We start from the raw sequence: 26314 nt of genomic DNA, 5'->3' as shown, positions 1-26314 counted from the left end.
ATGTGTTTAAATAATTGTTCTTTTTAAAACAGCCTCAAATATACAAGGCTGATTTTTTTTGATTAGGGTTGAAGCTTTATGGGTCGAATTTACGTAAGCAATAGTTGATAGCTCATAAAATTGCATATTTAAATTAATTCAATGAGCACAAGCGGTAAAGCTTAATGGTAAAAAACGTATTTTTAACCGATTTTTATAAAAACAAATGTTCCAAAGTTTAGGAAAATACATTCTTCTGCTGCGTTTAAGTTTCAGGAAGCCCGAAAAGTTTAGTGTTTATTGGAGCGAGGTGATGCGTGAAATGGTTTCGGTGGGTATTGGCTCGCTGGGTATCATCGCCATCATTTCGGTATTTATTGGCGCCGTAGCTACTATACAAACCGCCTTTCAGCTGGTAAGCGACTTTATCCCCAAAACAATTGTTGGCGGCATCACCCGCGACTCTACCATCCTGGAGTTTAGTCCAACCATATCGGCACTGGTATTGGCCGGTCGTGTAGGCTCCAGTATGGCATCCCAAATTGGCACCATGCGGGTAACCGAACAGATAGACGCACTGGAGATCATGGGTGTAAACGCACCGGGGTATTTAATATCGCCCAAGATCATAGCCGGTGTAACCATGATACCTTTATTAGTTATCGTATCGGTAATTTTAGGTCTGGTAGGTGGTTATATTGCCTGTGCCGCCTCAAACGATGTTTCAACTGCCGATTACGTAACCGGCTTAACCGATGGCTTTAACCCGGTTATCGTTACCGTTTGCGCCGTTAAAGCTATATTCTTTGGATTCATCATCACTTCTATTTGCTCCTACCAGGGTTTTTATACTGATGGCGGTTCGCTTGAGGTTGGTCAGTCGGCCACACGCGGAGTTGTTTGGAGCTGTATCATGATATTATTTGTGGATCTTATTATTTCACGCCTCCTACTATGATCGAAATTAAAGATATCTACAAAACATTTGGCGATAACGAAGTACTAAAAGGTATAACCGCAGTTTTTAAACCAGGTAAAAACAATCTCATCATCGGTGGTTCCGGATCAGGAAAAACTACCCTGCTGAAGTGCATTGTAGGCTTACACGACCCAACCAAAGGCGACGTGATATTTGACGGCGAGAACTTTACCGATATGGATTTTGAGCAACGTGTGCCCATCCGTACCAAAATAGGGATGCTTTTTCAAAACTCGGCCCTGTTTGACTCCATGACGGTGGAAGAGAATATCATGTTCCCGCTTAACCTGTTTACTAATCAAACAAAAGCAGAGAAACTCGATCGTGCCAATTTTTGCCTGGAAAGGGTTAACCTTACCGGTAAGAATAAACTATTCCCATCAGAGCTTTCGGGCGGGATGAAGAAGCGTGTTGGTATTGCGCGCGCTATATCCATGCAACCCAAATACTTATTTGTGGACGAACCCAACTCGGGCCTCGACCCTAAAACATCCATCCTGATAGATGAACTGATCAACGAATTGACCGAGGAGTATGAAATAACAACAGTGATTGTTACGCACGATATGAACTCGGTAATGGGTATAGGCGACCATATTATATTTTTACACCAGGGTAAAAAATGGTGGGAAGGCAGTAACAAAGAGATAGCCCATACCGACAATCAAGAACTGAACGATTTTGTATTCGCCAGTAAATTCATGCAGGCAGCGAAAGCCAAACTCTGATTTAATTAGGCTATTCCCATTTAGAGAGACATTAAAAAAACAAAGCCTGATACTATTGATCAGGCTTTAGTTTAAATATTAATTGTCTATAAATTCATAAACCTATTTACAGGCAAGGCATTTATAGATCATGGACAAGCGCAAGTATATCCCGGTGCAAAGCCAATCCAGCTACCAGTAGTGCAATGGGCATCACAGTTGCCTGTACAGGTTGATATTTCCCGTGTAGTTGTTCCGTTTACATTACACAATACCCATACCTGATCAGGGCCAATACCGCCCGTTACATTTTTCATTTCTGCTCTTGTAAGAGATTTTCCGAATTCTGTTTTCATGTTTTTTTGGTTTCGTTAATAGTTTTAAAATATTCTCTCAATATGATTATATTCTAAATATAATTATTATTTCTTAATTATTATATATCAAACGATCAGCCTTATTGGACCTTTAATAGCAAGCTATTCAATCCTGAAAAAAATATTAAATTTGCAGCCGTATCAAAGACACAGTTATTCTTGATACTTGATACCAAAACTTGATACCCTTCAAAAGATGATCCAACTATTAACCCCAACGCACTGGAAAGATTACGAGCTGATTGATTGCGGCGACTTTGAAAAGCTGGAACGCTTTGGGAATATTGTACTGATACGCCCCGAACCACAGGCGGTTTGGAGCAAACAACTGCCCGCTTCTGAGTGGCAGCGCTTACACCACATCAAATTTAAAGGCCGTTCGGCAACCGCGGGCGACTGGGTAAAGAAAGATCCCAAAACACCCGACCGCTGGCATATTGAATATAAAAATAAAGACGCAGCCATCAAATTCCGTTTGGGTTTAACCTCATTTAAACACCTGGGTATTTTTCCGGAGCAGGCTGTAAACTGGGACTACATCACCCAAAACATCAAAAAGTTTAAAACACCACAGCCCAAGGTGCTTAATCTGTTTGCCTATACCGGCGGCGCATCATTAATTGCGCAGGCAGCTGGCGCAGATACTACGCATGTGGATTCTATCAAACAAGTAGTTACCTGGGCCAATGAAAACCAGGAGATCTCGGGTCTGAACAATATCCGGTGGGTAGTTGAAGACGCTTTGAAATTTGTGAAACGCGAATTGAAACGTGGTAAAAAATATAACGGTATTATTCTGGATCCTCCGGCATACGGCAATGGCCCCAATGGCGAAAAATGGAAACTGGAGGACAACATCAACGAGATGATGGCCGATGTGATACAACTGCTTGATCCTGAAGAACACTTCCTGATCCTGAATACTTACTCATTGGGCTTTTCATCGGTAATTATCGAAAATCTGATCAAAAGCGCGTTCCCTAAAGTACAAAACCTGGAAATTGGCGAACTTTATCTGCAAGCCACTGCAGGTTCAAAACTACCACTTGGCGTTTTTGGAAAATTCTTTAAAACACGTTCGTAGCTTACGATGATCAGAAAACAGCTGTATACGATATGCCTGATTTTGATATCCACAGGTTGTTTTGCTCAGCAGCATTTTGACATCATCCTAAAAAACGGAAAAATAATCGACGGCGCCGGTAATCCCTGGTTTTATGGGGATGTGGGTATTACTAAAGATAAAATCGTAAGCATTGGCGATCTGTCTAAAAGCAAAGCCGATAAAACCATCGATGCCTCCGGGCTCATCATCGCTCCTGGCTTTATTGATGTACATACCCATATTGAAGGCGACGAAAAGAAAACCCCTACCGCCGATAATTTTATTCACGATGGGGTAACCACCGTAATCACAGGTAACTGTGGCACCTCCAATATTAACATCGCCAAATATTTTAAATTTTTAGATAGTTTAAAACTATCGATCAATGTGGCCTCCCTGATTGGTCATAACGACGTACGCGAGGCCATTTTAGGTAAAGCTGCCGTAACACCCAACGATGCCCAGCTGCAAAAAATGCAGGCCATCGTGGAGCAGGCTATGCGCGACGGTGCCGTTGGTTTTTCTACCGGTTTAATTTATACACCAGGCTTATATTCCAAAACACCCGAGGTTATTGCCCTGGCAAAAGCTGCAGCCAAATACCACGGCGTGTACACCTCGCACATGCGTAATGAGTCGGACAAAATATTTGATGCCATAGCCGAAGCTATTGATATTGGACGGCAGGCCAATATGCCAGTAGAGATCTCCCACTTTAAAGTGGGCCTGCCCAACTGGAACCGTTCGACCGAGATGATCGCCATGGTCGAAAAAGCACGTAAAGAAGGTTTGGATGTAACGGTTGATCAATATCCCTACACCGCCAGCAGTACCACGCTGAACGTATTACTGCCCGATTGGCTGCAGGATGGCGGACATGATTCGGTATTAAAACGATTGAATAATCCACTGATACATCAAAAGGTGGTAGCGGAAATGATAGTGGATATGAAAAGGCGCACCCGCGAACATTTTGATTACGCTGTAGTTGCTCATTGCGATGGTGATCCCTCCATCAACGGCAAAAACATCATGCAGATCAATATCGCCAAAGGCCGGCCTTCAACCATACCCGATGAAATTGAAACCATTTTAGATATCACCAAAATTGGCAGTGCATCCATGGTATTTCATGGTTTAAATGAAGCCGATGTTGAAAACATACTTCGTTATCCGCTAACTATGGTGGCATCGGATTCGGGTATCCGTTTATTTGGTTCGGGCGTACCGCATCCACGCGGTTACGGTAGCAATGCACGGGTGCTGGCTTATTATGTACGCGAAAAAAATGTGATCCGTTTGGAGGATGCTATACGTAAAATGACCTCGTTGCCCGCACAAAAATTTCATTTAACCAATCGTGGTTTATTACAGCCCGGCATGTTTGCAGATATTGTTATCTTTGACGCCGGTACGGTTAAAGACCAATCAACGTTTGAACATCCCCACGCCTATTCAACTGGTTTTAAGTATGTTTTAGTGAATGGAAACATAACTGTTGATAATTTTAAACACATAGGCACCAGAAAAGGTGTTATTTTGCACGGTCCCGGATATCAACAGAAATAATTAGTAGTTAACCAGTTAAATGAGTTTAAATTCCGGCATATCAAACACACAAAAATCTCACCTTTATAAATAATGAAACATTTTTTCCTTTACGCCTCGGCGCTTTTATTAACAATTACCCTGCTAACCAATTGCAAACAAAGCGGCAATACCAGCAAGCCGGGCGCTAAACAATCAACCAAGGCAGATTCGGCCAAAGGCGAAACGGAAGACACGCTGAGCGTGGTAAAATCAAACTATCCTCCATTGGATAAAAAGCTTTATGATTCCCTGCTAAAATTCAACGCCCATGGCGATACCACCGGTAGATGGCCTGTTAAAAACACGCCTTATCCATTAAACGGAGCTATTTTGCCGTTTAAGCGTGTGGTAGCTTTTTATGGTAACCTTTACTCCAAAAAAATGGGTATCCTAGGCGAATTGCCTCCTAATGAAATGCTGGCCAAATTAAAAGGTGAAGTAAAACAGTGGGAAAAAGCTGATCCAAAAACACCGGTACAACCAGCCCTGCATTATATTGCCGTAGTAGCTCAGGGCGATGGCGGTAAAGACGGCAAGTTCCGTTACCGCATGCCATTTAAGCAAATCGACAGCGTTTTGGTACTGGCAAAAAAAGCACATGCCATTGTATTTTTAGATGTACAGGTAGCATTAAGTAATATACAAGCCGAATTACCACTGTTTGAAAAATATTTAGCCATGCCGCAGGTTCATTTTGGTATGGATCCTGAATTTTCAATGAAAGACGGTACCCATCCAGGCAAAAAAATTGGCACTTATGATGCTGCCGATATCAACTATGTTTCTGGTTATTTAGCGGGCATCGTTAAAAAGAACAACCTGCCTCCAAAAATCCTGGTAGTACACCGCTTTACCAAAAAAATGGTAACCAACTATAAAAACATCAAATTGCACAAAGAAGTTCAATTGGTGATGGATATGGACGGATGGGGCGAACCCGATCTGAAAACCGGCACTTACCGTTACTTTATTAACCAGGAGCCGGTACAGTTTACAGGCTTTAAATTGTTCTACAAAAACGATATCAAAAAAGCGCCTCACCATATGTTAACACCTGAGGAGGTTTTATCAAGATACAAACCATATCCTATTTACATCCAGTACCAATAGGTTTAAGTTGTAAGTCTTAAGTTCGAAGTCTTAAGTCAATTAATATTTATATTAATTGACTTAAGACTTTTTTATTTTAGACTTTTGACTTCGGACTCAGAATTTATGACTATGACAAAATGGGGAATAATAGGTTGCGGGCGTATTGCTCACCGGTTTATGCAAGGCCTTCAGGAGGTAGTAGATACCCGGCTGGTAGCTTCCTGGTCAAGAACACCTTCAACCGTTGATGCCTTTGTGGAGCAATATGGGGGCATTGCCAGCGCCAGTGTTGATGAACTATTGGCCAGTGATATCAACGCGGTTTATATTGCCACCTTGCCCGATAGCCATGCAGCCTATAGCATAGCCGCATTAAAAGCAGGGAAACACGTGCTTTGCGAAAAACCGGTTACCGTTAATTTGACGGAGTTGGAGCAGGTACTCACTGTAGCCAAAGAATGTAATTTGCTTTTTATGGAAGGCATGAAACCGGCTTTCTACCCTTTATATCTGCGTTTAAAAGAACATCTTACCCAGGATCCAATCGGCCCGGCGGGTTATGTGCGTGCAGGGTCATCGGTTGCCGATCTTTCTATCGATCATCCTAATTTCAGTCTGGAACTTGCCGGCGGAGGACTGATGCAGATAGGTATATATGAAGCTTTTTTGGCGATAGACTGGCTTGGCGACCTGCAGGATGTACAAGCTATGGGACGATTTGGGAGCACCGGAGTTGATATGTTCACTATATTTCAAACGCAACACGCCGGTGGCTATTCGCAGTTATATGCCGGGTTTGACCTGCATGGCAAAGGCGACGCGCTGATTGCCGGGCCGCTGGGCCATATTACAATTCATAAAAACTGGTGGAACCCTGCCCGTGCTACTATTGATTACCTGGATGGTCGGATTGTTGAATTAAACGAACCCTTTATCGCTGGCGGTCTTAATTATGAGATAGCCCATTTTTTCGACCTGATCAAGGCGGGCAAAACAGAAAGCCCTGTCATCAGTCATCAAATGTCAAAACAAATGATACACCTGATAGACAAGGCCCGCGTGCAAATTGGGTTAAAGTTCCCATCTGAGAAATAATCTTATTCGGAGACGCAATTATGCGTCTCTACAAAAACCTCTTTCTACAATTTATTGGAATTCAAAACCGGGTTTTGGCTGGCATTTACCTGATAAGTATAGATAGCGTTTTCATTGTCAACCTCCACTATGCGGTATCCTTTATAATCGGTACCCCAGTTACCCCCAATGTGCGAATCAAAAAAGTGCGGGAATTTGTCGCCCGTGTAACGAATGCCATCAAGCAAATGATCATGCCCGTGAAAAGTAGCCTTTACGTTCGGATAACCATGCAGCAGTTCCATCGTTTCGGGGCAATCCACAAAAAAATCATCTTTTTGCCATTTGAACGGGGCGATGTGCAGTATCACAAACACAATCTTCTTGTCCTTGAATTTCTCCAATGAAGCTTTGATAAAGACATTATCCGGACAAACGTAAGTGCCTTTGGTATCGGCAGTATTGGCCAATACAAAAGCGATATCGCCAAACTCTACAGTATACTTATCCTCATAACCAAAGTTCTTTTGCCACAGGGCGGCATCAGCAAAATCATGATTACCCGGAATGGTATGGTAAGGCATATTAAACTTATCGAGGTATTGAGTTTTTATCTCGGGCAGCAGATCCGGGCGGTTATGAACCAGGTCACCATTAACGATCACCATATCCAGGTGATTTTTGGCATGGTCGGCATTGATCCATTTAACCATATTACCGGTGTTCAACGCATAATCGGTATCTGGCTGTCCATAATGAATATCAGATGCCAGGGCAAAGCGCAGTTTAAGCCTGCCTTTATTTTGGCGGTTGTATTCGTTATTAACGGTTGCAAAAGTATTAACAGCAGGCAGTAAGGTTAAGGCTGCTATACCGGCCAGTCCGGTACCAATAAAATCTCTGCGGGTGCTCATGTTTGTTTTTTTAGTAAAAATACGGTATAGGTGTTAAGTTAGAATTAAGGATGGCGAGTGAGTAGAATAAAAATCTCAAAATATTGTCATCCTGAGCGGAGCGAAGGATCTATTGTTCGACATGTATAGCTGAGAATAGATTCTTCGCTCCGCTCAGAATGACAAATTTATTTTTTACCATCTACCTCAAACCCTTCCCTTTTAAATATTTCACCAGTGCGGCAGGGTGGTCGGTTTGCAAACCAAATAGCCCAATGGCCAACGCTTTATCCCAATCTGCCGGACCTTCTCCTGCACTTTGAATATCGGGCCATACGGGAATGTGTTTCTCTTCCGCCAATTTCACCATCTCCAAGCTGTACTGTTTATAGCTGCCATCTAATATATCAGGCAGATATTTCGTGATAAAACCATCCATCGCGGCAACTGTTTTAACACTATCGGGCAAACTCAGCATCAAGGGCATTTTTGGAGCGGCTTTGCGCCAGCCGGTAAACTGTGGGGCACTGTTGACATACACCAGCACATGTTTTTCCATACCATATTGCTTGATCATTTGATAGGCAACGGCCGCGTCGGCAGCTTTAAAATCAAGGTAGATATTGATCTTATTTTTGCACAACTGTAATATCTGCTTAAATGTGGGGATACGGTAGGTCTCTGTTGATGTAGTGTCCTTGCTTTTCACGTTAAGCAGTTCAAGCTCCGCCAGAGTCAGGCCTTTAACCTGCCCCTGTCCGTTGGTCATCCGGTTAACGCTGCCATCATGCATGCTTACCAATTCGCCATCTTTGGTTGTTCGCAGATCTATTTCTACATAATCCGCTTCGTTTTTGATAGCTTCCCGGTAGGCCGCCAATGTGTTTTCCGGAAATATTACATGATCACCTCGGTGTGCGGCAACTATGAATTTGTGTTTTGATACCGGTGCAGGATTAGGCTGCCAGTTATCACTTGCCGCTAATAAAAGTAAGGCCGTTGTTAATATAGCTAAGCGCATTTGTTTTTATGGTTGATGATGAATGATTACTTACCAAAAACGCTCTCTACAGCATCACCAACCTCGTGACCGGCCGATGCTTTAAAATCAAAGCCCAGCAATTTTGCTATAGTTTGAGCCAGTTGTTTATGATAAGTTGTTGCGGGTAATTTCATTTCGCCACCGGCAGGCGTATCCGGACCTAAAACCACAAACCAGGTTTGTTCAGAACGCGGAGTTTCTTTACCATGATCGCGCCATTTGGTTAAAGGCACATCTCCCCTGCCATGATCACAGGTGATGATTAACGTCGTTTTATTTTTATACGCCGGATCGGTTTGCACATATTGCCATAACTGTTTTATATAATCGTCCTCCTGGCGGGTACGGTCGAGATAAAACTTGTAATTGCCAGCGTGTGCCAGATCATCCGGTTCATCAAAAGCAACGTATAAGGCACGCGGCTTAAACTGTTGCATATAAGTTTTAGCAAACTCAAAAGTTAAAAAATCTATCCGGGTTGAATCGCCAAGAAAATGGGGAACTTCATCCAGCATTTCGTTCAGATGCTTTAAACGGTCATTTATACCCGGAACGTTTAAAGGCATATAACCCGAATTATTCAGGATGCCAGAGCGTTGGGTATTCAATATCTGCGTAAAACGTTCCCATGACGAAAAAGCGGCAACCTTATGCTGAAAGCCTTTTTGTTTATTTAAAAATTCCAGCACATTCATATTCGGGTTGGTGATACCTTCGTTAGTATTCATCCGGGGATCCGGGAAACCGGTAAATATTTCGTTATAGCCGGGATACGAAAAATGGTACGGGTTAGCTACCTCATCTTTGCTGCCTATATCACGGTTACCATATAACTGGCCTTGCTGTACAACAGTCGACCAGAAAAATGGCATCAGCAGTTTGCGACGGTCGCCTGTGTTTGGTGTCCAGAAGTTTTTACGAACCGCATCTTTTTCGTTAGTTTCGTTTGAATTGATCAGGGCCGAATCCGCTCCACGAAAAACCTCCTGCCAGCGTAAACCATCAATGGTTACCATGATCACATTTTCTGTTTTATGTGGTTGCGCAAATAATGCCGAGAGTGATCCGGCAAGTAGCAATGTTAAAATTATTCTTTTCATAGATTTTTATTTTATTCAACAAAGGCCTCCCGATATACCGGAAGGCCTTTGTTATTAATTATTTAATGCTCATGGTTTATTTTAATATCCACATTGTAGCGTTGATATCATCGATACCTCCATATTGGTTGCTTAATGCTTTATTGTAATTAGTTGCATTAACGGTTCTTTCTGACGTTGGATATTCAAAACGTAGTGGTATACGCGTACCATTACCAGTACCTGGGCCGGTAGTAAACGTTGGCACACCAGTACGGCGATAAGTAAAGTATGACTCCAAACCTGAATGACGGAATAAAGCCAGGTACTTTTGCTGTAATATTTGTTTAAGGCCTGTTGCTCCACCCGCGTATTTAACCGCGGCCTGAGCGTAATAATTAGTCCAGTTTACCGTGATAGGGTAAGTATCATAGCTCGACTGATCTGCAGGGCCTTTTGTGGCACCCGGACGATAAAAGTAAGCAGAAAATATGCCGGTACCTGTTGGGATGGCATAATACTGGAATGATGCCTGTATCCCGTTAACATAATAAGTTTCGGCATTGCCCGATGCCCAACCCAGGTTAATACCTTCGGCAATATTAAACATCAGTTCCGGGTAACCTATCTGTATACTCGGTTCACCAGTATAAGTTGAATAGAAGTGCTTACGGTTCAGGAACGAGTAACGCTGCAATGTAGCATTATTGTACATCACACCAAGATCAAGACCCGGATCGGCACCAATAAATGCGGCAAAATCAGTTGGGCTTTTTTTCAAGGTATCTACACTATAACGCGAAGGCTCGGCAGTTACAAATACCCTAGGGTCGTTAAACTGGGTAAGTAAGCCAACATAAGTTGCAGACATATTTTGTCTTGACCCGTTTTGTCCAAAATTATCGGGGTTTTGAGGATAGTAGTTACTTGGCGCTACAAATTTGTATTGCAGGTTATCATCATTGCTGGTCATTAAAGGATACTGCGTTGGATTAGCAATGATATTGGCAAACTGAGTTTTAACATCAATATCCGCAGTTTTTTTGCTTAGAGCAAGCAGCAACCTTATCCTAAAAGTGTTAACCGTTTTTTGCCATTTAGTCAAATCGTTACCCAAATAAATATCATTTGAAAGCGTTGCGCCAACACCTGTACCACCTACCGTTGGATCTTTGATCAACTGAGCCAAATCAGCGTTAGCACTCTCTAACCAGGCCAGTGCCTGAGTCATTACTGCTTTTTGAGTGTCATAAGTTGGTGTAAGATTATCCAGACCTTTTAACGCGTCGGTCATTGGGATATCGCCTTCTTCCAAACTCATTTTACTGAAGAAATAGGCCCTGAAAAACTTCCCTAATGCTTCATATGGGTTAACCGCAGCGCCACCAGAAGCGGCAGCTTGTTTCTCCATAACTAACACGTTTTTTAAGGAATTATAGTAGTTATCGCCGCCGCTGGCAAAGCCATCATACCGGTTATTGCCATAATAATCGTAGTTATAGATGTAATACTGGCAATATATCTCGTCGCTGCTTTGCGGCAGATCGGCCATTTTGTTTAATATACCATTAAATAACAGCGATGCAGGCACTGTGCTGGGCACATTGTTATTCTTGGTCAAATCTTCAAAGCTCTTTTTACAGCCCGTTACTGCCAATACCATAAATACCGGCAGTAAGTAATTGATAAATATCTTTTTCATAATCATTTGATTTGTAATTAGAATGATACATTTAAGTTGACACCATAGCTACGTACGGTTGGCGACTGTAAAACAGTGCTTGAGGTAGCATAGTTATATTGATCTAAATCCACATCCTTAAAGCGTTTGTCACCATAGAAGTACAATAAGTTACGGCCATATACCGATAGGGATGCTTTTCTGATGAACGATTTATCAAGCCATGCTTTCGGGAAATCATAACCCAGTGTTACCTCGCGCAGTTTGGAGAATGTTTTGCTCATGAGGTTTGACTCATCAACGTTGTAGTATTTACTCACGTAATCCTGTACCAAAGCGGTTTGCTTATTAGGTGAATATTGCAACGCGGCGTAGTTTATTATTTTACCGGTTACCGGGTCATAGTTGATAGATGTTCCGTTTGATACGGTTACACCTTCGCCCACGTAGCTGCCATTGTAACCTGCTTTACCAAAGTTTTGCCAATCTTTATAGCGGGCATCACCAAGGGCTCCGGTAGCTGTTTCAATATTGGCACCACCACGCATGGTTTTGTTGTGCATGTAATCAATAATTACACCACCAACAGATCCGTCAAACTGGAAACCCAGATTAAAGTTTTTATAACGGAATTTGTTGGCAACACTCCATTGGTATTTAGCATTTTCGTTACCAAGATATTGTGCAACAGGTAACACCAAAGGTTTACCAGCAGCATCATTTATGATCTGGCCTTGTGGGGTTCTTGCGAAGGCAGTACCATATAACTTATCGGTACGGTCGCCTTGTTTAAAGAACTGGTTGTAAGTAGTCTGATATCCGGTAGGACTGGTTTTATCCGGTGGCAATTGTTCGTATACATCTTTAAAGGTTGATACGTTAACCAAAACATTCCAACTAAAGCCGCCTAAGTTTCTGATCGGTGTACCTTCTATCGAAGCTTCATAGCCGGTTTTCCTGGTTTTTAAGGCATTCAGATATAAAGTGGTGTAACCGGTAGCAGTTGAAATACTGTTAGCTAATATCTGCGGACCATCAATGTATTGGAAGGCAGTAGCAGAAAGGCCTAAACGATTTTGTAAGAATTTAATATCAAAACCCTCTTCGTAGTTAACACGGGTTGACGTTTTGATACCATTCTGGTACAGGAAGTCAGATGCCGAAGCTGCCGGCTGGCTGTTGTATGGCTTGCTGGTTAAATAAAACGGATTAAGCTGATAGCTCGGTCCGTTGTAGGGTGAGTTATAAGTACTGCCATAACCCAGCGGATTTAAGAATAAGGGATTAGCGTTAGGGCTGTTAGTAGTAGTTGAGCCCCCGTATACCGAAATAGAGTTAAAAGGCGCGGGACCAATAGTTGAGCTCGAAGCATCGGCCTTAACGGTTGAATATGATGCTCTTGCTTTTAAGAAAGAAATAACTTCTGGCAGTTTAATGTAATCAGAGATCACCGTGGCTGCCGATAAGCTTGGATAATAATAAGTAGTTACGTTTTGGAAAGCTGATGATTTATCAACACGACCCGTGCTTGATAAAGTAGCATATTTACCAAAAGTAGCATCTAAAGAGTAATAACCACTCAGCACACGCTCCTGTGAACTAAAGCTGGTTGACTGTACCGCGTTTTTTGAGTTACTGAAGGCATAAACCTCAGGTACGTTCAAATAATCGGTTGATGTCCAGCTGGAGTTATAATTAAAACTACGCAAGTTTGAACCTACTACACCCGATAAGTTCAGGAATTTTTGGATGGTGTAGTTATAGTTTAACATTAACTCTGTGTTGTTATCAAACAGGTTACGGCGATCTTCGCGGTAATCGCCCTGGTTACCTTCACGGCCATAAGGGTGAGCCGAGAAAGGCAAATCTTCTGTACGTAAGATGTTATAGGTATCAATCTGCGAACGTAAAGTAGCGTTCAGGTTATCATTGATCTTAAAGTTACCGGATACATAACCGTAAATATCATTTTTATAATGTCCCCTTGTCCATTTTTCGGTTAACAAATAAGGGTTATGGTAACGGGTGTACTCGGCAAATACCGATTGAACACCTTCTTTACCAGGTTGCCAGATGGCTTTGATATCAGGTGCGTTAATGTTCCAGTCGGCGCCAGTCCATACAGCTATATTGTAAATAATACTGTTCGGACCATATTGTACGTCAGGGAAATTATCAGTTGACTGTCTGTTGAAATCAACGTTAGCTTCAAATTTCCAACGGCTGGTTGGCGTAAATGAAGCATAAAAGTTAGCATTGGCTATATCCAGGTATTGTGAGGGGATGTAGCTGGTTTGATGCTGTTGTGAAACCGAAAAACGGGTAACATACGTATCACCAACCGCACCTAATGAAATATTGTTGTTGGTTTGATAACCGGTTTTCAAAAAGTTTTTCAGGTTATCTTTACCACGTGCAACCCATGGAGTTCCCTGGCGTACGCCATTAACAACAGGACTGTCATACTGTGGTATTAACTGACCGGCAAAATAAGGGCCCCAAACGTCGTAGTCACTATCCACACCACCTGGTGCGCCACCTTTACCATCAACGAATGTATAAAAAGTGTTTTCGCCCGGACCAAATGAGCTTTGTGTACGTGGGAATGCCAGGAAACCGGTATTCATCACTGTACTGCTGTTAATATCAACTGTTAATCCTTTTTTGTTCTTTTCACCTTTTTTAGTGGTGATCAGGATAGCGCCATTTTGTGCCCGGCTACCATATAACGCGGCAGCAGCAGGGCCTTTCAATACGGTATAGGTTTCAATATCATCAGGGCTGATATTGTAAGTATCTGTATTGATCGGGAAACCGTCAACTACATATAGTGTTACCGAGTTACCCCTTATTAATACCGAAGGGTTACCCAATAACTCTGCCGATGGGCCTACTGATAAACCAGCCACTTTACCTGTTAAACCGGTAATAGGGTTAGGGTCACGCGCGGTAGTTACATCGGCACCGTTAACCGCCTGCAGGGCGTAACCAATACGACGGGTCTCCTTTTTAACACCAAGAGCGGTTACAACAACCTCATTAAGGGTTCGGCTATTACCATTCATACTTACATTGATAATGGCCTTGTCGCTCACTACTACAGATTGCGGGGTATAGCCTATAAATGTAAAAATGAGTGTTTGACCGTTGGAGGCTGTCAGAAAGTAATGACCATCCACATCGGTAACAGTACCTTTTGTTTGATCTTTAATTCTCACACTTACTCCTGGAAGCGGCAAATGGTTTTCGTCGGTAACTGTACCGCTTATTTTGGTTTGTCCAAATAAAATAGATGGCGTTATACAAAATAATAAAACCGTGATAAGGTTTTTTAGTCTCTGGTAAAACTTGTTCATCTGCTAAAATTTAAAGGTGAAAGGATTGATTTTCTCATGCAGCAATACTAAACTTTGTTTATTATTAGTAAACCAATTTAGTATTAAGCTATACTTAATCTTATGTTCACCCTGTGTTAAGCAGGCAGTTTTTGTAACAACTCAATTACATATATCTTACAAAAACTTAATATGGGAATATCAACTGTTTACCAGTTGCAAATGGGTTAGCGCTATAGATTTTAAATAATCGAGGTTATTTACGGGTTGGTTCATCTCTTTAGCCATGTCATCCCAGTAGCGTAATCTTACAATTAGCTCAGCATCAGGGTTCGACTCAAAATCCGTAGCCTCTTCTTCGGTCATCACACCTCCCTGAAACTCCAGTGTAGCCTTGCTCGCGTCAGACAACCGGTTGTAATACTCTGGGTATTTATAAGTAAGATATCGCTTCGCTATCACATGGCCTTGCACCAGGTTGGCCACCCTTTCAGAAAAACCACGTTCCAATAAATAATCGGCACCCAGCTTTTCATGGTCAATGTTACCCATGCCGTCCATGCTTCCTGCCTCCTCGGCATCAGCGCATAAATGACCAATATCATGGAAAAAAGCCGCCAGTACGACCTCGTCATCAAAACCTTCGGCCTGGGCCAAAGCAGCGGCTTGCGACATGTGCTCCAGTTGCGAAACCGGTTCGCCTATATAATCTTCGTCACCGAATTTCACATAAAGTGAAAACACTTCCTTTACAACAGCCTGCGGATCATATTGAGAAAAAGCCATGGTCAGTTTATTTTCTGCAAATAAAGGGTATCCACATTATGAAAATATTAAATGTTTGTAAAATATCATTTATACTTAATATTAATAGTTGTTTAAACGTTATTAAGTCATTACTATCATTATTAGGTGTTTAAGTTACTGTTTTGGAGTTTTTCAGATGTCAATTCTGGGTTGACCATAATTTATTGGCGGCTTTTGAGTTTTGACTTTTGGATTTTGAAAACTACTTTGCACCCGCTAACTGGAAACTAACCAATGGAAGAACATATACTGATACAGATCAGTAACCGGATAAAAGAACGCCGCCGCGAAAAAAACATCACCGTACAGGAACTGGCTATACGGGCCAATGTAAGTAAGGGATTAATATCACAGATTGAGAACAGCCGTACCATACCATCACTCATGGTACTCATTGAGATCATTAAAGCCCTGGAAATTGACCTGAATGAATTTTTCAAAGATATCCGCTCAAAAAGTGATCATTTGCCTATATTGATAAAACGCAAACATGAATATGATCATTTTGAAAAAGAACACGCCATCGGCTTCCATTACCAGCGCATTTTTACCCAATCCATAACACAATCAACCGTTGATATTGTCATACTGGAACTTGAACCCGGCGCCGCGCGCCCACTAGTAGAAACCGACGCTTTTGAGTACAAATATATTTTACAAGGTGATGTAGAGTATCAGTTCAATGACGACCGGATAATCATAAACCAGGGCGATTCCATGTTATTTGATGGCCGCATCCCTCATACCCCCAAAAACCTGGGCAAAACCACAGCCATTATGCTCGCGGTTTATTTCTTCGAAGAAAAAAAGTAAAACCTGTTTTATTGTTAAATCAATTGCAGCATGAGCCCTTGCCCTGCATAGGCGGGCATTTATAAGTACCGTAGCTGCAAAAAACACAACAATCCCCCTTTTTGGGCTTCAATAAAGCGCTGCAGTTATCGCATTGGTAAAAATACTGGCAGGCATTCTCAGGCATCTCCTCCTGCTTTTTAAAGCCGCAAACCGGACAGGTAATTTCCGAAACGAGTATTACTTCCATATTTAAATTTAGTTTTATTTTTTCGATATTATAACCTGTATGGAAGGTGCGTATTTACTTCGCCGGTAAGGGATTATTCAGTGATGCAGGATATGCTTTTCTACAGAACTTCTTGCCCTTAACTATATCTTAACACAAATTTAGTTTGGTATTAATAAACAAAGTTTACTATTGCTAAACAATATTTTATCCCCATTATGGCCATTAAATTAGTAGTATTTGACATTGCCGGCACCACGGTTAAAGACGATCAGGAAGTAAGCAAAGCCTTTCAAGCAGCTTTAAAAAAATATAATTACCACATCGAGCTCAACCGGATCGATCCTTTAATGGGTTATGAAAAAACGCTGGCCATAAAACAAATATTGTTGTTGATTGAAAACGATACCGATAAAATCACTCCCGAACTGATCAGCGATATCCATAAAGAATTTGTTCAGCAGATGATCCGTTTTTACCAATACGAACCAGGTATTGAGCCACTGCCCCATGCCGAAGAAACATTAGCAGCCCTGCGCGCAGCGGGTGTACAAGTGGGTATCAACACCGGTTTTTCACGCGATATTGCCGATACTATAGTAACCCGCCTGCAATGGCGCGAAAAAGGGTTAATTGATTACGTGGTTGGATCTGACGAAGTAGAACTTGGTCGTCCGCACCCCTATATGATCCAAAAGATGATGCTGGAGGCGGGCATTACCGATCCGCTGCAGGTTGTTAAAGTTGGCGATACTGAAGTTGACGTACGCGAAGGTCAAAACGTAGGTTGCAAATATGTTATTGCCGTAACTACCGGTGCATTTACCCGCGAGCAGTTAGAGCCTTATAACCCCACCCACATTATTGATGATATAGCACAGGTAATTGACATCATAAATCAATAAAAATGATCAAACTGATGGACCACCTCAGGGTAAAAGTAGCCAGATGGCCTTATTCCCTGTTATCAATAATGGCGGCTGTGGCCTCATTCGGTTTGTATACTTCCATGTATGCATTTCGCAAGGCATTTGCCGCGGGCACCTTTACCGGTCAGCAATACCTGCATATTGATTACAAGGTATGGCTGGTGATAGCCCAGGTGGTAGGCTATACTTTCAGTAAATTTTATGGTATCCGCTTTATAGCCGAGGTCAACAGCAAAAACAGGGCGCGTTATATTTTAACACTCATAGGCATTGCCTGGCTGGCACTGCTTGCCTTTGCTGTAGTACCAGCTCCCTTTAATATCATTTTCCTGTTCATTAATGGCTTTCCACTGGGACTGATATGGGGTTTGGTTTTTGGTTACCTTGAAGGTCGTCGCTCTACTGAGTTTATGGCGGCGGTGTTATCCATCAGTTTAATATTCGCCTCGGGTTTTGTAAAAACAGTTGGGCGCACTCTGCTCAGCGTTTTTCACGTGAACGAATATCACATGCCCTTTGTAACAGGCGCCATATTTGTATTACCGCTTTTGCTGTTTGTATTTTGTATGGAACTGATGCCCGCCCCCACGGCCGAGGACCAAAAGCTGCGTACCAAACGCAGCCCCATGAACGCTACCGAACGTAAACAATTCCTGATGCGTTTTTTACCAGGCATCATCCTTACCATTATCATATATGTACTGCTCACCATTATGCGTGATGTGCGCGATAATTTTGAGGTGGAGATCTGGGCCGACCTGGGTGTGAAAAGCAACAGCATTTATACCAATATCGACTCCATTATATCCATCATTGTACTGGTTGCCATGAGTTTGCTGATCCTGGTTAAAAAGAACTTAAAGGCTTTCAGTATCATTCATCTGCTTATCATCGGTGGCTGTTTATTGGTTGGGATATCAACCCTGTTGTTTACCATGAAACTGATCAGCCCCATCAGCTGGATGACCATGGCGGGGCTTGGCCTTTATCTGGGTTATGTGCCTTACAATGCCATATTTTTTGAACGGATGATAGCCACTTTTAACTATAAAAGCAACGTAGGTTTTATCATGTACGTGGCCGATTCCATGGGCTATCTGGGCAGTGTAAGCATCCTGCTGGTAAAAGAACTGGGGCATCCAAACATTAGTTGGGGCCACTTTTTTCAGGAAGGTGTTATGATTGTAGGCCTTATTGGCGGTACCTGTGGTGTGCTGTCGCTTATTTACTTTTTGCAAAGCGCCAGGCCAAGTCAAAATTCAAAAGTTAAAAGTGAAAATGAGCAAGCCAATTTGTTGGGCAACGACCATCTTATATCAGGCAGCCCAATCAACTAATTAACCATTGTACAAATGAACAAGAATGCAATCATCATAGGCGCAGGTATTGTTGGCCTAGCCACCGCCCGCGCTTTAGCCATGCGTGGTTATAAGGTAACTGTGTTTGAGCGTAACGAACGTGCCGTTGGCGCATCCATCCGTAATTTTGGCATGGTATGGCCAATCGGACAGGCAACCGGACCAATGTTTGATCGCGCTATGCTATCGCGCAGCATCTGGAAAACCATTTGTACCGAAGCAGGTGTATGGCATAATGAAGTGGGCTCATTGCACCTGGCTTATCATGATGATGAATTGCAGGCGATTAAAGAATATGTAGAGGTTAATCACCAATTCAGAGATTGTGCCCTATTAACCCCGGCTCAAACCTTTGCCAAATCATTGGCCGTTAATCCGGAGGGATTAAAAGGCGCGTTATGGAGTGGCGAAGATATGATCGTAGAATCGCGCGAGGCTGTTGGTCAGGTAGCCAAATACCTGGCCGAAAAATATGGCGTAGAGTTTCACTGGAATACCGCCATCAGCCGTATCGAGCACCCTCAAGTAATATCAGGCAGCCAAAGCTGGCAGGCCGATGAAATATTTGTGTGCAGTGGCGCTGAGTTTGAAACGCTATACCCCGAACTGTTTGCCCAAACACCCATCACCAAATGTAAACTGCAAATGATGCGCCTGGTTACCCAGCCTGATGAATGGCGCATAGGCCCTTCGTTATGCGGTGGTTTATCCATGATTCACTATCCTGGTTTTCAGTCGGCAGCATCCCTACCGGCTTTGCGCAAACGTTATGAAGAACAGTATGCTACGCATTTGAAATGGGGTATCCACGTCATGGTTTCACAAAATGGCAGTGGTGAACTTACCATCGGCGATTCCCATGAATATGGCCTGGTACATGACCCCTTCGACAAGGCATTTATTAATAATTTAATAATAGAGTACTTACATACTTTTGCCACCTTTAAGGACTGGAAACTCCTGCAGTCATGGCATGGTATCTACCCCAAAATGACTAACGGGGCAACCGAGCTGGTGGTCGAGATCGAACCGGGTGTAACTATCATCAACGGAATGGGCGGTAACGGAATGACGCTTTCATTTGGCCTGTGCGAGGAAGTAATAGCAGCAAGGGGTTAGTCCATGGACCATGGTCGATAGACCATAGATTAATTTAAAGTTTAGAATACAGTACGTAGATAATAAATTTTAAAATTTCTTAATATTGACAAAAATAACCATGATCTATTGACCATGGACCAATAAATAAATACTAATGTTTGATACCCGCAGAGACTTTTTAAAGAAAGCAGCATTATTGACCGGTGCGGCTGGCATGGCCAGTATTTTGCCCGAATCTATTCAAAAAGCGATGGCCATTAACCCGGCAGCCGGCAGTACTTATCTGGATGCCGAGCACATCGTGATCCTGATGCAGGAAAACCGCTCTTTTGACCATACCTATGGTATGCTTAAAGGCGTGCGCGGATATAACGATCCGCGGGCAATTGATCTGCCTAATAAAAATAAAGTATGGCTGCAATCCAACAAAGCTGGTGAAACTTATGCCCCTTTTCGCCTGGATATCAAAGGTACCAAAGCTACCTGGATGTCATCGTTACCACATTCCTGGGCCAACCAGGTAAATGCCCGTAATGATGGCAAGTATGATGAGTGGCTCAACGTAAAACAAAACGGTATTAAAGAATACAGGCACATGCCGCTTACCATGGGTTATTATAATCGGGAGGATCTGCCTTTTTATTATGCCCTGGCCGATGCCTTTACCGTGTGCGACCAGAATTTCTGTTCGGCATTAACCGGCACCAACCCCAACAGGTTATATTTCTGGAGCGGTACCATACGGGCCGAGCAGCATGAAGATTCGCTGGCGCACGTGTGGAACGACGATATGGATTATGGCACGCTAAACTGGGCTACCTTTCCCGAGCGACTGGAAGATCATGGCATCTCCTGGAAACATTACCAGAACGAGGTGGCTATTGACAGCGGTTTTGAAGGCGAGGAAGACTCATGGTTATCGAATTTCCAGGATAATCCTTTGGAATTTTTCGGCCAGTACAACATCAAGCTGCATGATAACCATATTACTTATCTGCAAAAAAGGTTTACCCTTTTGCCCGACGAGATAAGCGCACTTGAAAAACAGATAGCTGCTTTACCCGCCGGCGATGCGCATATTGATCACCTGCAAAAACAGCTGAAACAGAAAAAACGCGATCTGGATAATATCAAAAAAGATATGGCAAGTCTTGATCCTGGTAAATTTGCTACTTTATCGCAACGCGAAAAAAACCTGCATCAGAAAGGTTTTGTCACCAATACCAATGATCCGCATTACCGCGAACTGGTAAACCTGAAATATAACGATGATGGCACCGAACGCGAACTGCTGGTACCCAAAGGCGATGTATTGCACCAGTTTAGGGAAGATGTAAAGACCGGGCAACTGCCAACCGTATCCTGGATTTCGGCGCCCGAAAACTTCTCGGATCATCCAAGTGCTGCCTGGTTTGGGGCCTGGTACGTATCCGAGGTAATGGATATCCTGACTCAGAATCCCGAGGTTTGGAAAAAAACTATTTTCATATTGGCCTACGACGAAAACGATGGTTACTTTGACCACGTACCGCCATTTGTAGTTCCGCATTCAAAAAAACCGGGTACTGGTTTAACCTCGAAAGGCATTGATACCAGCGTTGACTTTGTGACCCTTGCCCAAGAAAAAGCCCGCAATAATTTCCCCCAGATGTTTGACCGGGAATGTTCCATAGGTTTGGGTTATCGTGTACCTTTGGTTATCGCTTCGCCATGGTCAAGGGGCGGATGGGTAAACTCAGAAGTATTCGACCATACCTCTACCCTGCAATTCCTGGAAGACTTTTTAAGCAAAAAAACAGGTAAAAAAGTTGCCGAACCCAACATCAGCAGCTGGCGCCGTACCATCTGCGGGGATTTGACCAGCGTTTTCAGACCCTATAACGGCGAAAAGATAGTTAACCCGGAATTTGTAGCTAAAGACGCTTTTTTAGAGAGTATACACCAGGCCAAGTTTAAAAAGCTGCCTACCTATAAACTGCTTACTGCTGATGAGATTGCACAGATCAATAAAGATCCGCACTCATCACCGTATATGCCGCAACAGGAAAAAGGCATCAAACCATCCTGTGCCCTGCCTTACCAGCTATATGCCGATGGCAAGTTGAGTGCCGATAAAAAATCGTTCGAAATAAAATTCACTGCCGATAACAGGGCATTTGGCGACAAAGCTACCGGAGCGCCCTTTAATGTTTACGCGCCGGGCAAGTACGTTAGCTTTAATGATCCGCAGCAAATGGAGCCGCTACGTACCTGGGCATACGCCCTTACCGCAGGCGATAGCCTTACTGATAACTGGCCGGTACATGAATTTGAGAATGGAGAGTACCATCTGCGCGTTTACGGCCCTAACGGTTTCTTCCGGGAGTATAGAGGTAATGCCGCCGATCCGCACCTGGATGTAACCTGCGATTACGAACATACAGGCAACAAGCTCAGCGGCAACATCGCCTTAAAACTGGCTAATGCCGATGGCAAACCGCATACCATTGAGATCACCGACCATGCCTATAAAACCAATAATCATAAAAAAGTATTAATCGCCAAAGGGCAAAGCACATTGGTACTTAACCTGGCCAAAAGCCATGGCTGGTATGATTTCAGTGTAAAAGTTACCGGCAGTCAATCTTTCGAAAAACGCTACGCCGGTCGTGTAGAAACCGGGCAACACAGCTTTAGTGATCCGCTGATGGGGAAAGTAGTTTAGGCTAATTGTTCATAAGAAAACAAGAAAGTCCGGGCATTAATGCCCGGACTTCTTTTATTGTCGTATTATCTATAACATCCAAAAACACATGTCATTGCGAGCGCAGCGTGGCAATCTCATCGCGTTTATGTCGCGAGTAGACATGGCTCCCGACGAGATTGCTTCGTCGTACCTCCTCGCAATGACATAATTTGTTTTATTTCTTGATTCCTGATTCTTATCTCTTGATTCTCTCTCCCCTATTTCTTCTCCTCCAAAACAACCCACCTATTTACGGTGTTAAATTGTCCTTCAATACAAACCTTATAAAATTTGGATGACAGGTTTTTAACATCCAGCAAAGCATGCTCCTTGCTTACGGGAACTTCGGCCAGTAATTTATAATCATCGGGCTGGCCTTCTTTATAAGTATTGGCAGCGGCTACCCAGATCTTTACTTTGCCTTGCGGGCTCAGCGCTTTCCAGCTTACATCTAAGGAGCCTTGTACAAAATTTGCCTGAGGTTCTGCAACAGAAATCTGGCCGATGAGCGATATGCCATCCAGCTCACGCGATTGCATCGCGGGTACTTTTACATTTAAAAAAGTATTGATGGATGGGGTGATATCTACAATACCCGGTGTATAATATTTGGCGTAATTATTCAACGGTTTATAGTTGGTCACCATCCAGGTAGAGCGTTGGCGGGTGCTTTGTCCACCATGGTCTTTGCCGTTTAGCTCACTGCGACCATGGTCTGTGGTGATAAATATCAACCAGTCTTCCTTAAAGTTTTTCTGGCGATACTGAATAGCCTGCCAGATACGACCAACCTGCGCGTCCATTTTTTCAATGGCATCATAATACTGCGGACTATCGCCATACCGGTGCCCCATATCGTCAGTAAATTCCAGGTACACCCATGATAGGTCGGGCGCTTTATCCTTGATGCAGGTTGCGGCGGAAGTAACCACCTGCTCATCTATCAGGTGCATGTAATTGCTCAGCTTATCATGCGGAAATTTCACAGTATCAAGTTCGTACCCATCATAGGCATAATCTGGGTGGATATTACCCGCAGCAGGCAGATTGTCGCCGATGAGTTTAGTACGGTTATCCGTCCAGCTCGAGAAAACGGCGGTCTTTTTATTAGGATAAGCATTTTTAAACATCCGGAAAACGTTCCAGTAGTTATAGTTAGGAGCCTTAATATCGTTGCCCCAAACATTATGCTTGTTTACCCAGGTAGCAGTAAGCAAACTGTTATATCCATTGGCCGATATAGTTGGTGTCTGCGAATAGCCGCCTTTTTCGCCGCCAACATGGGCACGCAGGTAAGTGCCTTGCTGAGCTATCAATTTCAGATTGGGTGTATTCAGTTTTTCGATCACATCAGCAGGGATGCCATCAGCGATAATAAAAACTGCTTTTTTGGTGCGGGTTTGGGCGTTTACGCTTAAAATTGCCAGTAAAAACAGGCTTGATAAAGTTAATTTAGTAGAATTTCGCATCATTTATATTTGGATGGTACAAGGTACTAAACTACCCCGTTTTAAAAATCATGACGTTAATAAATTGTTATGTTTTGGAAGTTTTTTGGAGCAAGGAACAAGGATTTATGGATAATAGATCAAGGGAAGTAAGACAACCTGTCTTACTTCCTTACTCCCAAAATCCTTACTCCCAAAAAAATCCTTCCATCCTCGATCTATAAATCTGTTTATATTTACAGCAGTCTTACCCGGCTTGTTTATATGCATCAACCCAGTACCGCTCATCAAACCAAATGGCTATACCTGTTCATCGGCATGGCGGTGATCATCAATTTTAGCGGTTTGTTCACCACCATTATGGGGCCTGATGCTAACTTGTATGCCACCATCGCCAAAAACATGGTGCAGCGTAACAACTACGCCGACCTGTTTGCCTGGGGTAGCGACTGGCTCGATAAACCGCATTTTCCGTTTTGGGTTACCGCGGTATTTTTCAAATGTTTTGGGCTTACTACCTGGGCTTACAAACTTCCAGGCATTCTGTTTATGATGATGGGTGTTGTCTATACCTATCAGTTTGCCAAAGATCTTTATAATAAGCAAACCGCTTTGTGGGCCGTCTTGATATTGCTTACCGCCCAGCATATCATCCTTTCCAATACCGATGTACGTGCCGAGCCTTATTTAACAGGGTTAATTATTGCTTCGGTTTACTATTTTTATAAAGCGCATACCCGTAACAGTTTCTGGCAATTGGTGCTGGCCTGTCTGTTCACCGCCTGCGCGGTGATGACCAAGGGTATGTTCGCGTTGATCACTATCGGCGGGGCTGTAGTTGGTCATCTGCTCATCACCCGGCAATGGAAACAAATTTTCCACTGGCGCTGGCTATTAGCAATAGTATTGGTACTGCTTTTTATCACTCCCGAAGTATGGTGCCTGTACCGGCAGTTTGACCTCCACCCCGAAAAGGTGGTATTCGGGCACACCGGAGTATCCGGTATCAAATTCTTTTTCTGGGACAGTCAGTTCGGGCGTTTTTTTAATACCGGCCCCATCAAAGGTCATGGCGATCCTACCTTTTTTATCCATACCACGCTTTGGGCTTTTCTGCCCTGGTCGTTGCTATTGTTTGTGGCGATATTTCAGTTCATTAAAAAGGGTATCAAAAATGTACAGGCGCAGGAGTGGTATTGTATCTGCGGATCGCTCATCACTTTTCTACTGTTTTCGGCATCCAAATTTCAATTGCCGCATTATTTAAATATCGTATTCCCATTTTTCGCCATTATCACAGCCCAATATCTCGGCGGGCTCCAATCCGAAAAAAGTATCAAAGCAGTACGCGTCACCCAAAATGTGGTTATTGTATTGATGCTGCTGGTTACAGTTACGTTGTGGTATTTTTATCGCCCCGAAACATTTGGCTGGCTTACCGGATCCATCATCGCCATATTCCTGTTGCTGCTAATATTTTTACCAGGCAAAGTTTCTACGGGCATGCAGCGAGCTATTTTCAGCACTTTGCTGGCCTCGTTTGTGGTGAATCTGTTTCTTAACCTGTGTTTTTATCCATCATTGTTGCATTATCAATCGGGCAGTGAGGCTGCCCTGTGGATCAACCAAAACAATTCGCAAAAGCTCCCGGTTTATATTAATGATGGTATGTTTCATGACGATTTTAACTTCTACCTGGATGCCCCCTTCACAGAAGTTACCGGTTCTACCCCAATAAAGGGTAAGGGTTTGCTCTACGCCAATACCGGTGTACTGCATGACCTGGAAGCAAAAGGCTGGAAATTCACGGTCATCAAAACCTTTAAACATTATTCCGTAACTCGTCTTAAACCCACATTTCTGAACCGCAACACGCGCGAGAAGGAGTTATCAGAGGTACAGGTGGTATTGTTAAATCCATAAATAACATTCACGGCATTGTTGGATGATCACTTGGCTAATCGCTCTGTAAAGCATAGAGATTGCTTCGTA

General features: G+C 43.1%; 21 protein-coding genes. 12 read left to right on the top strand and 9 right to left on the bottom strand.

The features are described 5' to 3' along the window. Nucleotides 1–205 precede the first annotated feature (205 nt). Together AC57BQ_RS00455 and AC57BQ_RS00450 are read left to right on the top strand one after the other, a co-directional pair. Nucleotides 206–937 (top strand): MlaE family ABC transporter permease, encoded by a 732-nt coding sequence (locus AC57BQ_RS00455; RefSeq protein WP_496404428.1) that lies wholly within the window; start codon nucleotides 206–208, stop codon nucleotides 935–937. Further along, a complete protein-coding gene (locus AC57BQ_RS00450) occupies nucleotides 934–1686 on the top strand; it encodes an ABC transporter ATP-binding protein (protein ID WP_496404427.1) in 753 nt (250 codons plus the stop codon). Before AC57BQ_RS00455 ends, AC57BQ_RS00450 begins: the two co-directional genes overlap by 4 nt. Before the next feature lie 128 nt (nucleotides 1687–1814). Here the strand turns inward: AC57BQ_RS00450 and AC57BQ_RS00445 are convergent, their stop codons facing one another. Beyond that, the gene (locus AC57BQ_RS00445; protein WP_496404426.1) at nucleotides 1815–2021 is read right to left on the bottom strand and encodes a hypothetical protein; all 207 of its coding nucleotides are present in this window, start codon (nucleotides 2019–2021) and stop codon (nucleotides 1815–1817) included. A gap of 217 nt (nucleotides 2022–2238) precedes the next feature. On the opposite strand from AC57BQ_RS00445, the gene AC57BQ_RS00440 reads away from it, so the two are divergent. From AC57BQ_RS00440 to AC57BQ_RS00425, 4 genes are all read left to right on the top strand, one after another. Further along, nucleotides 2239–3126 carry a class I SAM-dependent methyltransferase gene (locus AC57BQ_RS00440; RefSeq protein ID WP_090462720.1) on the top strand — a complete coding sequence of 296 codons (888 nt, stop codon included), beginning with the start codon at nucleotides 2239–2241 and terminating at the stop codon, nucleotides 3124–3126. A 6-nt stretch (nucleotides 3127–3132) separates the two neighbouring features. Then, nucleotides 3133–4716, top strand: a complete 1584-nt coding sequence (locus AC57BQ_RS00435) for an N-acyl-D-amino-acid deacylase family protein (RefSeq protein WP_496404425.1) — start codon at nucleotides 3133–3135, stop codon at nucleotides 4714–4716. Nucleotides 4717–4788: 72 nt separating this feature from the next. Continuing rightward, nucleotides 4789–5847, top strand: a complete 1059-nt coding sequence (locus tag AC57BQ_RS00430) for a hypothetical protein (protein WP_496404424.1) — start codon at nucleotides 4789–4791, stop codon at nucleotides 5845–5847. A gap of 105 nt (nucleotides 5848–5952) precedes the next feature. Beyond that, nucleotides 5953–6924, top strand: a complete 972-nt coding sequence (locus tag AC57BQ_RS00425) for a Gfo/Idh/MocA family protein (RefSeq protein ID WP_496404423.1) — start codon at nucleotides 5953–5955, stop codon at nucleotides 6922–6924. Between the two features lie 44 nt (nucleotides 6925–6968). Here the strand turns inward: AC57BQ_RS00425 and AC57BQ_RS00420 are convergent, their stop codons facing one another. The 6 genes from AC57BQ_RS00420 to AC57BQ_RS00395 form a co-directional block, all read right to left on the bottom strand. Further along, nucleotides 6969–7817 carry a metallophosphoesterase family protein gene (locus tag AC57BQ_RS00420; RefSeq protein ID WP_496404422.1) on the bottom strand — a complete coding sequence of 283 codons (849 nt, stop codon included), beginning with the start codon at nucleotides 7815–7817 and terminating at the stop codon, nucleotides 6969–6971. A gap of 181 nt (nucleotides 7818–7998) precedes the next feature. Further along, complete coding sequence (locus tag AC57BQ_RS00415) at nucleotides 7999–8817, bottom strand: glycerophosphodiester phosphodiesterase family protein (protein WP_496404421.1); 819 nt, start codon at nucleotides 8815–8817, stop codon at nucleotides 7999–8001. 26 nt (nucleotides 8818–8843) lie between these two features. Continuing rightward, entirely contained in the window at nucleotides 8844–9938 is a 1095-nt protein-coding gene (locus AC57BQ_RS00410; protein WP_496404420.1) for an alkaline phosphatase family protein, read from the bottom strand. Between the two features lie 76 nt (nucleotides 9939–10014). Beyond that, entirely contained in the window at nucleotides 10015–11619 is a 1605-nt protein-coding gene (locus tag AC57BQ_RS00405) for a SusD/RagB family nutrient-binding outer membrane lipoprotein (RefSeq protein WP_496404419.1), read from the bottom strand. A 17-nt stretch (nucleotides 11620–11636) separates the two neighbouring features. After that, complete coding sequence (locus tag AC57BQ_RS00400; protein WP_496404418.1) at nucleotides 11637–14954, bottom strand: SusC/RagA family TonB-linked outer membrane protein; 3318 nt, start codon at nucleotides 14952–14954, stop codon at nucleotides 11637–11639. Nucleotides 14955–15134: 180 nt separating this feature from the next. Beyond that, on the bottom strand, nucleotides 15135–15719 hold the full coding sequence (locus tag AC57BQ_RS00395; RefSeq protein ID WP_496404417.1) for a phosphonate degradation HD-domain oxygenase: 585 nt from the start codon (nucleotides 15717–15719) through the stop codon (nucleotides 15135–15137). 255 nt (nucleotides 15720–15974) lie between these two features. Between AC57BQ_RS00395 and AC57BQ_RS00390 the strand changes: the two genes are divergently transcribed. Next, a complete protein-coding gene (locus AC57BQ_RS00390) occupies nucleotides 15975–16553 on the top strand; it encodes a helix-turn-helix domain-containing protein (protein WP_496404416.1) in 579 nt (192 codons plus the stop codon). 19 nt (nucleotides 16554–16572) lie between these two features. On the opposite strand, the gene AC57BQ_RS00385 is transcribed toward AC57BQ_RS00390, so the two are convergent. After that, entirely contained in the window at nucleotides 16573–16782 is a 210-nt protein-coding gene (locus AC57BQ_RS00385) for a GDCCVxC domain-containing (seleno)protein (RefSeq protein ID WP_496404415.1), read from the bottom strand. Between the two features lie 197 nt (nucleotides 16783–16979). Between AC57BQ_RS00385 and AC57BQ_RS00380 the strand changes: the two genes are divergently transcribed. The 4 genes from AC57BQ_RS00380 to AC57BQ_RS00365 all read left to right on the top strand — a co-directional run bounded on the left by AC57BQ_RS00380 (nucleotide 16980) and on the right by AC57BQ_RS00365 (nucleotide 22853). Further along, the gene (locus tag AC57BQ_RS00380; protein WP_496404414.1) at nucleotides 16980–17666 is read left to right on the top strand and encodes an HAD hydrolase-like protein; all 687 of its coding nucleotides are present in this window, start codon (nucleotides 16980–16982) and stop codon (nucleotides 17664–17666) included. 2 nt (nucleotides 17667–17668) lie between these two features. Continuing rightward, nucleotides 17669–19027 carry a DUF5690 family protein gene (locus AC57BQ_RS00375; RefSeq protein WP_496404413.1) on the top strand — a complete coding sequence of 453 codons (1359 nt, stop codon included), beginning with the start codon at nucleotides 17669–17671 and terminating at the stop codon, nucleotides 19025–19027. 15 nt (nucleotides 19028–19042) lie between these two features. Beyond that, the gene (locus AC57BQ_RS00370; protein WP_496404412.1) at nucleotides 19043–20167 is read left to right on the top strand and encodes a TIGR03364 family FAD-dependent oxidoreductase; all 1125 of its coding nucleotides are present in this window, start codon (nucleotides 19043–19045) and stop codon (nucleotides 20165–20167) included. A 136-nt stretch (nucleotides 20168–20303) separates the two neighbouring features. Next, nucleotides 20304–22853 carry a phosphocholine-specific phospholipase C gene (locus tag AC57BQ_RS00365; RefSeq protein WP_496404411.1) on the top strand — a complete coding sequence of 850 codons (2550 nt, stop codon included), beginning with the start codon at nucleotides 20304–20306 and terminating at the stop codon, nucleotides 22851–22853. 239 nt (nucleotides 22854–23092) lie between these two features. On the opposite strand, the gene AC57BQ_RS00360 is transcribed toward AC57BQ_RS00365, so the two are convergent. Further along, the gene (locus AC57BQ_RS00360; RefSeq protein WP_496404410.1) at nucleotides 23093–24346 is read right to left on the bottom strand and encodes an alkaline phosphatase family protein; all 1254 of its coding nucleotides are present in this window, start codon (nucleotides 24344–24346) and stop codon (nucleotides 23093–23095) included. 240 nt (nucleotides 24347–24586) lie between these two features. Here AC57BQ_RS00360 and AC57BQ_RS00355 point away from each other — a divergent pair, with 240 nt between their 5' ends. Further along, a complete protein-coding gene (locus AC57BQ_RS00355; protein ID WP_496404409.1) occupies nucleotides 24587–26245 on the top strand; it encodes an ArnT family glycosyltransferase in 1659 nt (552 codons plus the stop codon). The last annotated feature ends 69 nt before the right edge of the window (nucleotides 26246–26314 follow it).

The sequence above is a fragment of the Mucilaginibacter sp. BGA-UO-ETr-C110 genome (assembly GCF_059567985.1).
Note: the sequence above shows the minus strand (reverse complement) of the source record. Positions and strands in the feature narration are given on the sequence as shown.